General features: G+C 41.8%; 11 protein-coding genes. All 11 read left to right on the top strand.

What is annotated here, in order from left to right; all coding sequences use genetic code 11:
* The first annotated feature begins 13 nt into the window (after positions 1 to 13).
* The 11 genes from icd (at position 14) to coaE (ending at position 12,659) form a co-directional block, all read left to right on the top strand.
* A complete protein-coding gene (gene icd, locus DFR59_RS08085; RefSeq protein ID WP_114745119.1) occupies positions 14 to 1,282 on the top strand; it encodes an NADP-dependent isocitrate dehydrogenase in 1,269 nt (422 codons plus the stop codon).
* A 107-nt stretch (positions 1,283 to 1,389) separates the two neighbouring features.
* The gene (gene mdh / locus DFR59_RS08080) at positions 1,390 to 2,334 is read left to right on the top strand and encodes a malate dehydrogenase (protein ID WP_114745118.1); all 945 of its coding nucleotides are present in this window, start codon (positions 1,390 to 1,392) and stop codon (positions 2,332 to 2,334) included.
* Positions 2,335 to 2,532: 198 nt separating this feature from the next.
* Positions 2,533 to 3,009: a MaoC/PaaZ C-terminal domain-containing protein gene (locus DFR59_RS08075; RefSeq protein ID WP_114745117.1), complete on the top strand. Its 477-nt coding sequence runs from the start codon at positions 2,533 to 2,535 to the stop codon at positions 3,007 to 3,009.
* Positions 3,010 to 3,133: 124 nt separating this feature from the next.
* A complete protein-coding gene (locus DFR59_RS08070) occupies positions 3,134 to 3,847 on the top strand; it encodes a response regulator transcription factor (protein WP_114745116.1) in 714 nt (237 codons plus the stop codon).
* Positions 3,847 to 5,610: a two-component system histidine kinase PnpS gene (gene pnpS, locus DFR59_RS08065; protein ID WP_114745115.1), complete on the top strand. Its 1,764-nt coding sequence runs from the start codon at positions 3,847 to 3,849 to the stop codon at positions 5,608 to 5,610. Before DFR59_RS08070 ends, pnpS begins: the two co-directional genes overlap by 1 nt.
* A 237-nt stretch (positions 5,611 to 5,847) precedes the next feature.
* Positions 5,848 to 6,807 (top strand): FtsH protease activity modulator HflK, encoded by a 960-nt coding sequence (gene hflK, locus DFR59_RS08060; RefSeq protein ID WP_211318535.1) that lies wholly within the window; start codon positions 5,848 to 5,850, stop codon positions 6,805 to 6,807.
* Positions 6,807 to 7,742: a protease modulator HflC gene (gene hflC, locus DFR59_RS08055; RefSeq protein WP_114745114.1), complete on the top strand. Its 936-nt coding sequence runs from the start codon at positions 6,807 to 6,809 to the stop codon at positions 7,740 to 7,742. The genes hflK and hflC overlap by 1 nt, the downstream gene beginning before the upstream one ends.
* 110 nt (positions 7,743 to 7,852) lie before the next feature.
* A complete protein-coding gene (polA, locus tag DFR59_RS08050) occupies positions 7,853 to 10,492 on the top strand; it encodes a DNA polymerase I (protein ID WP_114745113.1) in 2,640 nt (879 codons plus the stop codon).
* Between the two features lie 19 nt (positions 10,493 to 10,511).
* Positions 10,512 to 11,345, top strand: coding sequence for a DNA-formamidopyrimidine glycosylase (mutM, locus tag DFR59_RS08045; protein ID WP_114745112.1), 834 nt, complete (start codon positions 10,512 to 10,514; stop codon positions 11,343 to 11,345).
* Between the two features lie 72 nt (positions 11,346 to 11,417).
* Positions 11,418 to 12,044, top strand: coding sequence for a sporulation membrane protein YtaF (gene ytaF, locus DFR59_RS08040; RefSeq protein ID WP_114745111.1), 627 nt, complete (start codon positions 11,418 to 11,420; stop codon positions 12,042 to 12,044).
* A 12-nt stretch (positions 12,045 to 12,056) separates the two neighbouring features.
* Positions 12,057 to 12,659, top strand: coding sequence for a dephospho-CoA kinase (gene coaE, locus DFR59_RS08035; protein ID WP_114745110.1), 603 nt, complete (start codon positions 12,057 to 12,059; stop codon positions 12,657 to 12,659).
* The last annotated feature ends 103 nt before the right edge of the window (positions 12,660 to 12,762 follow it).

Below are 12,762 nucleotides of genomic sequence, written 5' to 3'. Positions count from 1 at the left end.
TGGAGGGAAAATCATGTCTCAAGGTGAAAAAATTACTGTTGAAAATGGTGTATTGAACGTTCCAAATAATCCGATCGTACCTTTCATTGAAGGCGACGGAATTGGTCCTGATATTTGGGCTGCTGCTTCTCGTGTATTAGATGCTGCTGTTGAAAAGGCTTATAATGGCGAGCGCAAAATAGAATGGAAAGAAGTTTTGGCTGGAGAAAAAGCTTTCAACCAAACTGGCGAATGGCTTCCAAGTGAAACTTTGGATGTCATCCGTGAATATTTCATTGCCATCAAAGGACCTCTTACAACTCCAGTCGGAGGCGGGATCCGTTCATTGAACGTTGCTTTGCGCCAAGAGTTGGATCTTTTCGTATGCTTGCGTCCAGTTCGCTACTTCCAAGGTGTGCCTTCACCGGTTAAACGCCCTGAAGATACTGATATGGTCATTTTCCGTGAAAATACTGAAGATATCTATGCCGGCATCGAATACGCTCAAGGATCAGATGCAGTGAAGAAAGTTATCGACTTCCTTCAAAATGAAATGGGTGTAAACAAAATCAGATTCCCTGAAACATCTGGCATCGGAATCAAGCCTGTTTCTAAAGAGGGTACAGAGCGTTTAGTGCGTGCAGCGATCAACTACGCTATCACAGAAGGACGCAAATCTTTAACTCTTGTTCATAAAGGAAATATCATGAAGTTCACTGAAGGTGCCTTCAAGAACTGGGGATATGAGCTTGCTGAAAAAGAATTCGGCGATAAAGTATTCACTTGGGCTCAATATGACAGAATTAAAGAAGAAAAGGGTACAGATGCTGCAAACCAAGCACAATCAGAAGCTGAAGCAGCTGGCAAAATTATCGTGAAGGATTCTATCGCAGATATCTTCCTTCAACAAATCCTTACTCGTCCAAGCGAGTTCGATGTTGTTGCAACAATGAACTTGAACGGAGATTACATCTCTGATGCACTTGCTGCCCAAGTCGGCGGAATTGGAATTGCTCCTGGAGCGAATATCAACTATGAAACAGGACATGCTATTTTCGAAGCTACTCATGGAACTGCTCCAAAATATGCGGGCCTAGATAAAGTAAACCCATCTTCAGTTATCCTTTCTGGTGTTCTTCTTCTTGAACACTTAGGCTGGAATGAAGCTGCCAAGATGATTACACAGTCCATGGAGAAATCCATTGCTTCTAAAGTTGTAACATATGACTTCGCCCGTCTAATGGATGGCGCTACAGAAGTGAAATGCTCTGAGTTCGGCGACGAGCTTATCAAAAACCTTTAATTTAATTGATTGATGAGGCTGTCCATTTTGGACAGCCTCTGTTTGAATCCAGCCGCCAGTCTGCTGGATTTTCTATACTATTCATTCATTTGAAAGGGGACATTCCCATGTCAATCAAGCGCAGAAAGATTTCGATCATCGGTGGAGGATTCACTGGAGCGACTACGGCTTTCTTACTTGCACAAAAAGAACTTGGCGATGTCGTACTGGTGGATATTCCTCAAATGGAAAATCCGACGAAAGGAAAGGCTTTGGATATGCTTGAGGCAAGTCCGGTCCAAGGGTTTGATGCGAAAATCACCGGTACAGCCAATTATGAGGATACAAAGGATTCTAATATTGTTGTCATCACTGCCGGTATTGCAAGGAAGCCTGGAATGAGCCGCGATGATTTGGTGCAGACAAACCAAAAAATCATGAAATCCGTGGCAAAAGAGATTGCCAAGTATTCCCCAGACTGTCTGATTATCGTTTTGACCAATCCGGTTGACGCAATGACTTATACCGTCTTTAAAGAATCCGGTTTCCCGAAAAATCGAGTGGTTGGGCAATCCGGGGTCCTGGATACTGCACGATTCCGTACTTTTGCAGCAGAAGAATTGAATCTTTCTGTAAAAGATGTAACTGGCTTCGTTTTAGGGGGCCACGGGGACGATATGGTCCCGCTTGTCCGATATTCCTATGCTGGAGGAATCCCGCTGGAAAAATTGATTCCAAAGGACCGCTTGGATGCCATTGTGGAACGGACAAGAAAAGGCGGCGGAGAAATTGTCAATCTGCTGGGTAGTGGAAGCGCCTATTATGCTCCTGCAGCCGCTCTTGCTGAAATGTGCGAAGCTGTATTGAAAGATCAAAGAAGAGTCCTTCCAGCGATCGCTTATTTAGAGGGAGAGTATGGATTTAAAGGGATCTACTTAGGGGTTCCGACTATTATGGGCGGAAACGGATTGGAAAAAATCATCGAACTTGATTTGACAGAGGATGAGAGGGCAGCATTAGCTAAGTCAGCGGAGTCTGTTAAAAATGTAATGTCCTCATTGTCTCGTGAATAGATAGAGGAAAATGGCGGGTCCACGACGGGCCTGCCATTTTTTCGAAACAGATCCAGGCTTGTACCATTCAGTGGTCTAATTTTTCTTTGAAAGGTTATGATAATAGTGGTATTATGATAGTAATAGACAGATAATACAGATTTTTCGTTATTTTTTTATTTCAACTTGTAACCGTTTACATAATTCGGAGGTGTCGTTATGCTGCTTGGCAAAAAGAGAAAAATGGGCAGGAAAATAGAAGAAATGACAGTTGGAGAAAAGCTGACATTAACTGAAAAAATCGAAGATAAAGATCTATTGCTCTTCCTTGGTTTGACGAATGATGCAAATCCTTTATATATCCAGCATGATTATGCATCACAAACTCCATACAAGAAACCGATCGTCCCTTCCATCATGCTGACAGGGATCATTACATCGGCAATATCAAAATATCTTCCTGGTCCCGGATCGCACATCCTCAAACAGGAAATCGATTTTCCAAAGCCTGTATACCACTATGCTACAGTTCAATTCTTATTTGAAGTGACTGAAGTGAGTCTGACAAATAAGACAGTCACCATCAATGTCCACGCAACAAATGAAGAAGATCAAACAGTAGTGACAGGAACATTGACCGTTTGTCCACCACATAAAATGAATGGAATGAACGGCACTGCACTGGAAAACTTTTAATTAAAGTTAATATTTTCGCGTAAAGGAAGGGATCTAATCACCTTCCTTTTTTATTTTGAAATTTTTATATTATAATGTAATGGATGATACGGGGTTTTTAATAAAGCTTTAATTGGAGGATTTCATGTCAAAAAAGGTTTTGGTAGTAGAAGATGAACAATCAATTTCCACACTTCTTAAGTACAATCTTGAACAGGCTGGATTTGATGCATTGACAGCGGCTGATGGCGAGGAAGGAATCGAAATGGCCATTTCGCATAAACCGGATTTGATGATTTTGGATTTAATGCTTCCACGCTTGGACGGAATTGAAGTCTGCAAGCAATTGAGGCAGAAAAAAATCATGACGCCGATATTGATGCTGACGGCCAAAGATGATGAATTTGATAAAGTCCTTGGTTTGGAACTTGGGGCGGATGACTATATGACAAAACCTTTCAGTCCAAGGGAAGTCATTGCAAGGGTGAAAGCCATCCTTCGCAGGTCGCAGGTTCAGTCTGAACTCATGGAAGAGCAGGAAGAAGAGAAGCCGAGCATTAAAATCGGTGATTTGACTATTTATCCGGAACAGTATGAAGCCTATTTTGAGGAAAAACTATTAGAATTCACCCCGAAAGAGTTCGAACTATTATTATTTTTGTCTAGAAATAAAGGGAGGGTGCTGACAAGGGAACAGCTGTTAAGTTCCGTATGGAATTATGATTTCGCCGGAGACACTAGAATCGTGGATGTACACATCAGTCACCTGCGTGAAAAGATTGAAATCAATTCCAAGAAGCCTGCCTATATAAAAACGATCCGTGGACTGGGCTATAAGCTTGAGGAGCCGAAATCTTAATGAATCGTTTCCGAAAGAGACTTCTGTTTTGGCTGATTTTATTGATTTTGATTGTTTTTATCTCCCTTGGGATCCTAGTCGGCCAGTTATTTAAAAATTTTTATACCGATTCCTTTAATTTACGATTGAAGATGGATACGTCCCATCTTGCCGAAAAAATCGAGAATGGCGGCGGCATCAATAAACTGGATAAAAAGCAATTGGAATTCAGCAGCGATTTATTATCTGTGAGAATCACGGTCTTTAACAAAAATGGGGATAAGCTCTTTGACAGCGGTAGCGCACGCGATAGGGAAATACGGACTTTTTTTAATTCAATTAAAAGCCAGGACTTCCTTGGCCAGCATGTGCAGGGGGCATCCGATGAAACTCAATATTACTGGGAGTCTGTAAAATCCCCTGGCAACTCCCTGGATGGCATCGTCATTGTCAGTACGAAGCTGACACAATTGAAGGAAGTCTATGGCCAAATTTGGCTGATTTTAGCCCTTTCCCTCGGTTTTGCCCTTGCTGTCATCATCCTGCTTGGAACATGGATCATGACGAGCTATACAAAACCGATTGAATCTGCAACGAATGTCGCCATTGAACTTTCCAAGGGGAACTATAGAGCCAGGACATTTGAGAGGCAAATGAATGAAACAGGCATGCTCAGTTCCGCAATCAACAAACTTGCAAGAAATCTGCAGGAAATGGATATGTCGCAGGAAATGCAGAAGGACAGATTGAGTACGCTGATTGAAAATATGGGAAGCGGGCTCATTTTGATCGATAGCCGTGGATATATCACGATGTCCAATAAAATCTATCAAGATCTTTTTTCGCTTGATTCTGATGACTTTATGTTCAAGCCTTATTATGAAGTGATCAAATTCAAAGAGATCGTCAGGCTGGTGGAAGAGATCTTTATCACGGAGATGAATGTCCGGAGACAGCTCGTCCTCTCCTTAAATATCGAACGCAAGCATTTTGAGATATATGGAGCTCCCATCATCGGTAATCATGATGAATGGAACGGGATCCTTCTCGTGTTCCACGATATTACCGATTTGAAAAAGCTTGAGCAGATGAGGAAGGACTTTGTCGCTAACGTGTCCCATGAATTAAAGACACCCATCACTTCCATTAAAGGGTTCTCTGAAACGCTGTTGGATGGTGCCATGAATGATCAGGATACTCTGAAATCATTCTTAACCATCATCTTAAATGAAAGCGACCGGCTCCAGACATTGATTAAGGATTTGCTGGACCTTTCGAAAATTGAACAGCAAGGATTCAAACTGAATCTCCAATTATTTGATTTAACCAATATGATGGAAGAAGTAATGGCGATTCTTTCCAGCAAGGCGGAAGATAAGAAAGTTTCGTTGTCCTTCTCTTCAGATAAGAATATCGAGATGGAGGGGGACCACTTCCGCCTTAAGCAAGTATTCATCAATCTGATTAATAATGCCATTATGTACACCCCGCCAGAGGGGAGCATCCATGTGGGGATTTCTGATCTTGGGTCAAAATTAAAAGTGGAGATTGCTGATACAGGCATTGGGATTGAGCAAGAAGAGATACCAAGAATATTCGAAAGGTTTTATCGAGTGGATAAAGCAAGAAGCAGAAATTCAGGCGGGACCGGCCTTGGCCTAGCCATCGTGAAGCATTTAATTGAGGCTCATAAGGGATATATTTCAGTAAAAAGCAAAAAAAATGAAGGCACTGTGTTTTCCGTCATCTTATACAAAGAATTTCCAGAAAACAAGAATTCTTAAAAAAGATGTCAAGTATTATCAGCTTTACAGATTCTTTACAATCCGTTTATTTGAGCTTAATAAAGAGCTGATAATATCATAAGTGAAAACCCCTTCATCAAAGGAACCGAAAAAGGTGTGAACATACCCCGTTCACGCCTTTTTCATTTTTTTATGATAATAATCATCATATTATTGGAACTTTCCTCATCTACATACGTATATCCATTTGAACATCATGTAGGGGGGAAGAATCTGATGAGCCTAAAGAGAATTTATACGCTTGCAGGATTGGCAGCAGCCATTATTTTGCTTGGTATTGTCTTATTCACTTCATGGTATACCGTGGATGAATCTGATCAAGCTGTGATTTTAACATTTGGAAAAGCGGAAGACACAATCGTAGAGCCCGGGCTTCATTTCAAAATGCCATGGCCGATACAATCAGTTGAAAAATTATCAAAAGAAACATTCAGTCTTCAGTTTGGCTATGAAGAAAAAGATGGGGTAGTCAAAGAACACCGAAATGATACGAAGATGATCACCGGGGATGAAAATATTGTTTTGGCCGATCTGGTTGTCCAATGGAAGATCAGCAACCCGAAAAAATATCTTTTTAATTCCGATAAACCGAAGGAATTATTGTATGATTCCACATCCGCTTCTTTAAGGAGTGTCATAGGCAGCTCTAAAATTGATGATGCCCTAACTTCAGGAAAAGCGGAAATTGAAGGGAAAGTCCGGGATTCATTGGCCTCCTTGATTAAGAAATATGATTTGGGAATCTCTATTCTCGCCGTTAAGCTACAGGATGTAGAATTGCCGAATCAAGAGGTAAGAAAAGCATTTACAAATGTAACAGATGCAAGAGAAACGATGAATACAAAAATCAATGAAGCCAAAAAGTACCGCAATAAAGCCATTAATGAGGCTCAAGGGGAAAAGGATGCCATCAAGTCAAAAGCGATTGGGGATAAAACCGCACGCATCCAGACAGCCCGCGGGGACGTTGCTTTATTCAATAAGCTTTTTGAACAGTATAAAACAAATCCTGAAATAACGAAGGATCGTCTCGTCATAGAAACGCTCGAAAAAGTACTCCCAAATGCCGAAATCTATATTATGAATGATGAAGGCAGTACAATGAAATATCTGCCAATCAAACCTATCGAGAAAGAAGTCCCTAAAGTTTCAGAGGAAGGGAGCGGAACACCATAATGGATGATCAAACAATCATGAATAGAAACGAAAGCCAGAAGACCGGGATGGAATGGAGAAAATATGTGAAATCCGGCTTGCTGCTGCTCCTTTTCATTGTCATACTGGGCATTCTCTTTGCAAATGTATTCATTGTAAAAGAAGGAGAATACAAGGTTGTCAGACAGTTTGGGGAAGTAGTGAGAATAGAAGACGCTCCAGGGATCAAATTCAAAATTCCATTTGTGCAAAGTGTTTCTACTTTGCCGAAATATCAAATGTCCTATGATGTTTCAGAAGCGGAGATCAATACAAAAGATAAAAAGAGGATGATCATCGACAACTATGCCGTATGGAAGATTGTCGATCCGAAAATGATGATTACGAATGCCCGCTCTGTCATCGGAGCTGAGACAAGGATGGAAGAATTCATTTATTCAGTTGTCCGTGCAGAATTGGGACAGTTGAACTATGATGAAATCATCAATGATGAGAACTCCTCAAGAGGAAGCCTGAATGATCGTGTGACAGAAAAAGTGAATGAGCTTTTGAAAAACGATCATTATGGAATCAGGGTGACGGACGTACGGATGAAAAGAACGGACCTTCCGAATGAAAATGAAAAATCTGTCTATACCCGGATGATTTCTGAACGTGAATCAAAAGCACAGGAATATCTGTCCCAGGGCGATGCTCAGAAAAACCGCATCATTGCTGAGACGGACAGGGAAGTGAAGGAGCTTATTTCCAAAGCAAACGCAGATGCAGAAGTGGTGAGAGGTGAAGGAGAAGGGGAAGCAGCTAAGATCTATAATCAATCCTTCTCAAAAGATCCTGAGTTCTATCAATTATTCAGGACCCTGGAATCGTACAAAAAAACCATCAACGAAAAGACTGTCATCGTCCTTCCTGCTGATTCGCCTTATGCACGGATGCTGCAGGGGTATTCCAATTAACAATCAATAAGCCGCTATTTTCCTTTTCTTTATTGAACATGATAAAATAAAGATGGGAAATTAACGGCTTTTTTTATTATTACAACTCCAATATACGGGAGGTAGTTTATTTGAGTAAAACGAAAAAGAAACTTGTATTGATTGACGGAAACAGCATTGCCTATCGTGCTTTTTTTGCACTTCCGCTACTGAATAACGATAAAGGAATACATACGAACGCAGTGTACGGCTTTACGATGATGCTTCAGCGAATTTTAGATGAGGAAAAACCTACCCATTTGCTGGTTGCCTTTGATGCAGGAAAAACAACTTTCAGGCATAAAACGTTCACAGAATATAAAGGCGGTAGGCAAAAGACCCCTCCTGAACTATCTGAACAATTCCCATTCATCCGCGAATTGTTGGATGCCTATCAAATCAAACGATATGAACTTGAAAATTATGAGGCTGATGATATCATCGGCACACTTTCCCTTCAAGCTGAAAAAGACGGCTTTGATGTGAAGGTCATATCTGGAGATAAAGACTTGACTCAGTTAAGTTCAGACAAAACTACCGTTGCCATAACCAAAAAGGGAATTACTGAGATAGAAGAATATACACCGGAACACATTAAAGAAAAATATGGACTGTCTCCTCACCAAATCATTGATATGAAAGGATTGATGGGGGATTCATCAGACAACATCCCAGGGGTGCCGGGTGTTGGTGAAAAAACAGCAATCAAGCTTTTGGTCCAATTTGATTCACTTGAAAAAGTATTGGACTCCATTGATGAAGTGAGCGGCAAGAAGCTTAAGGAAAAACTGGAAGAATTCAAGGACCAGGCCATCATGAGCAAGGAGCTTGCAACGATTACAAGGGAAGCGCCTGTCGAATTGTCCGTTTCAGACCTTCAATATGATGAATGGAATGTGGACAAGGTCGTATCCATTTATAAAGAATTGGGTTTCAATACCCTTCTTGAAAAAATGGGAACAGCAGGGGAAGCTGTACAAGAAGAAATCAAGGATCTCTCATTTGAAATCGTAAAAGACCTGGGAGAGGACCACTTGACAGACCGTGCAGCCCTGTATGTTGAAATCCTTGAAGATAACTATCAGCATGGCCAAATCATCGGGCTTGGGTTAAGCAATAAAAACGGGAATTATTTCATTTCTGCTGAAACCGCCCTGCAATCAGAAAAATTCAAAGATTGGGCTAAAGATGAAAAGAAGCTTAAACAGGTTTATGATGCGAAAAAATCAGCCGTCTCCCTCAAGCTAAAAGGGGTTGAATTGAACGGGATTGATTTTGACCTGCTGATTGCTTCCTATATCTTGAATCCTTCTGAATCTGCAGATGATTTTGCTTCAGTTGCCAAGCGTCATGGCTTCCATGATATCCAATCGGATGAAGCTGTCTATGGAAAAGGGGCAAAGAGAAAGGTCCCTGAAGAAGTGGAAACCGCTGAGCATATTGCCAGAAAAGCTGCAGGACTTTCAGCTGTTGCTGATAAATGCGAGGAAGAATTGAAGCAGAATGAACAATTTGAATTATTTACAGAGTTAGAATTGCCTCTATCCCTTATCCTGGCAGAAATGGAGGCCAAAGGCGTTTCAGTGGATGTTGACCGGTTGAAAGATATGGGAGATGACCTGCGCACGAGGCTTAAACAAATAGAAGAAGAGATTTTTCGAATGGCTGGGGAAGAGTTCAATATCAACTCCCCAAAACAATTGGGCGTTGTATTGTTCGAAAAAATGGGTCTGCCAGTCATCAAGAAAACGAAAACCGGTTATTCCACTTCTGCAGATGTGCTTGAAAAACTGGAGCCGGAACACGAAATCGTACGTCAAATCCTTCACTATCGTCAGTTGGGCAAGCTCCAGTCGACATATATTGAAGGGCTGCTGAAGGTCGTACATCCTGACACTTGCAAAGTGCATACCCGATTCAACCAAGCTCTTACACAGACAGGAAGACTGAGTTCAACAGATCCGAATCTTCAAAACATCCCGATCCGTTTGGAGGAGGGAAGAAAAATCCGCCAGGCATTCATTCCTTCGCAAAAGGGATGGGTCATGTTTGCAGCCGATTATTCTCAAATCGAACTCCGGGTATTGGCTCATATCGCAGGAGATGAAAAACTGATTGAGGCTTTCAATGAAGATATGGACATTCATACGAAAACGGCTATGGACGTTTTTCATGTGAAAAAAGAGGAAGTTACCTCAAATATGAGAAGGCAGGCTAAAGCAGTCAACTTCGGAATTGTATACGGAATAAGCGACTACGGTTTATCGCAAAGCCTGGGGATTACAAGGAAAGAAGCAGGGGAATTCATTGATAGATACCTGGAAAGCTTCCCAGGGGTGAAAGAATATATGGCAGATGTTGTCCAAGAGGCAAAGCAAAAAGGTTATGTATCAACACTGCTGCATAGAAGAAGATACATTCCGGAAATAACAAGCAGGAATTTCAACTTGCGAAGCTTTGCTGAAAGAACGGCTATGAACACACCGATCCAAGGAAGTGCGGCTGATATCATCAAGCTTGCCATGATTGAAATGGCCAAGCGTCTAAAAGTTGAAAAGCTTCAAACAAGACTGCTTCTGCAGGTGCACGATGAATTAATCTTCGAAGCCCCTGAAGAAGAAGTTGAAGCATTGAAGGAAATTGTACCGGACGTCATGGAGCATGCGATATCACTTAAAGTTCCATTAAAGGTGGACTACTCCTACGGACCGACCTGGTACGACGCAAAATAGAGCAAGGGGGGAATAGGCAATGCCTGAACTTCCAGAAGTAGAAACAGTCCGGCGTACACTTGTTGAACTTATATCCGGCAAGACAATCGGAGAGGTAAAAGTGGAATGGGGCAAAATAATCAAGCTGCCCGATGATGTCCAGGAATTCTGCCATTTGCTGAAGGGTCAGAAAATCCATTCCATCGGGAGAAGAGGAAAATTTCTTATTTTCTATTTAGACGATTATGCCCTTGTTTCTCATCTGCGTATGGAGGGGAAATATGGATTGTTTCAGCAAAAAGATCCCATTGATGCTCATACCCATGTTTTTTTCACATTTACGGATGGAACAGAATTAAGATATAAAGATGTCCGCAAATTTGGCACCATGCATTTATTTCCAAAGGGAAAAGAACTGATGGAGGCGCCATTGAATAAACTTGGCCCTGAACCCTTTTCTGAAGAATTTACCGCACAATGGCTTTTTGGACGACTCCAACGCACAGAGAGAGTGGTCAAAGCCGTACTTTTGGATCAAACTGCTGTTGTGGGGCTCGGAAATATTTACGTCGATGAAGTCCTGTTCCGTGCAGGCATACATCCTGAAAGAAAAGCAAACAGCCTATCTGAAAGCGAAGTGGAAAAAATCAGGAATGAAACGATTTTGACCCTTCAGGAGGCTGTGGATAAAGGGGGCAGCACGATTCGATCTTATTTGAACTCCCAGGGTCAGATCGGAATGTTCCAGCTGCAATTATTTGTCTACGGACGAAAAGGTGAAGAATGCAAAAAATGTGGTTCTGTGATTGAAAAATTTTCGACTGCCGGGAGAGGGACCCATATCTGTCCTAATTGCCAAAAAATGATTCATTGATGGAATATTTAACAGTGGGCTAGCTCCTTCCATATACTATCTTATCGATTGTGAATTGGAAGGAGTATCACCATGGAATTCTCACTATCACTGATATTGCTGGCTCTTGCAGTCAGCCTCGATAATTTCAGCACAGGTCTTACCTATGGACTGAGAAAGATGCATATTCCTGTAAAATCCATTATCATCATTGCCTGCTGTTCTGCTGCTTCATTGTTGGCAGCCATGCTTTTAGGCAATTTAGTGGAATCCTTCCTTTCCCCTCATATCGCCAATCAGGCAGGAGGTTTTATCCTTGTAATGCTTGGGGCGTGGGTGCTGTTCCAGTTTTTTCGCCAGGATCAGCAGCAGGAAGAAGAAAAAACACTTATTAATTTTGAAATCCGTTCTCTTGGAGTGGTCATCCAGATCTTAAAAAAACCGACGAGTGCAGACTTTGACCAATCCGGCACCATTACCGGAATCGAGGCGCTGATGCTGGGAGTCGCACTGTCACTTGATGCTTTTGGAGCAGGATTTGGAGCTGCCATGCTCGGCTATTCTCCATTCATCCTCGCTTTGACTGTTGCGGTCATGAGCTTATTATTCGTGACCAGCGGAATGAAAATCGGAAAGATATTCTCCCACGTCAGCTGGGTTCAAAGAATGTCTTTTTTACCTGGGATTTTGCTTATATTAATAGGAATCTTAAAAATTTAGGAGTGGCTGGCCATGACGGTAATCATTGGATTGACCGGCGGGATAGCAAGCGGGAAAAGCACCGTATCACGCATGCTGGAAGCGCGAGGTTTTCCGATCATTGATGCAGACGTTGCAGCAAGGGAAGCAGTTAAACCTGGGCAAAAGGCCCTGGAAGAAATCGAAGCAGCTTTTGGGCAAGAAGTCATACAGCCGGATGGCATGCTGGATCGTGCAAAACTGGGCTCCATTGTCTTTCATGATGATGAAAAAAGAAAAACTCTCAATGGAATTGTCCACCCGGCCGTTCGCAGCTGGATGAATGGCAAGAAGGAAGAATACATCCAAAATGGAAGCAATACCATCATTTTGGATATTCCCCTGCTGTTTGAAAGTAAACTGACTTATATGGCAGACAAAGTCCTTCTTGTTTATGTGGACGAAAAGACCCAGCTTCATCGTCTAATGGAGCGAAATGGACTTTCAGAGAGTGAAGCATCTGCACGAATTCATTCACAGATGCCCCTGAAACAAAAAGTAGAATTGGCAGATGCCGTGATTGATAATAATCAATCGCTGGATCACACTGAATCCCAGCTTGCAGACATCCTGGGAAGCTGGAATTTAACCCCTTAATATAATGTCTTTTGACCATTTCTGATGGAGATGGTCAAAAGGCTTTTTTTATGCTTTTAATAAAAAATCCACAATTTAATCATTACATATTTCCTTGATTATG

The sequence above is a fragment of the Falsibacillus pallidus genome, assembly GCF_003350505.1.
Taxonomy (GTDB): Bacteria; Bacillota; Bacilli; order Bacillales; family DSM-25281; genus Falsibacillus; species Falsibacillus pallidus.
Note: the sequence above shows the minus strand (reverse complement) of the source record. Positions and strands in the feature narration are given on the sequence as shown.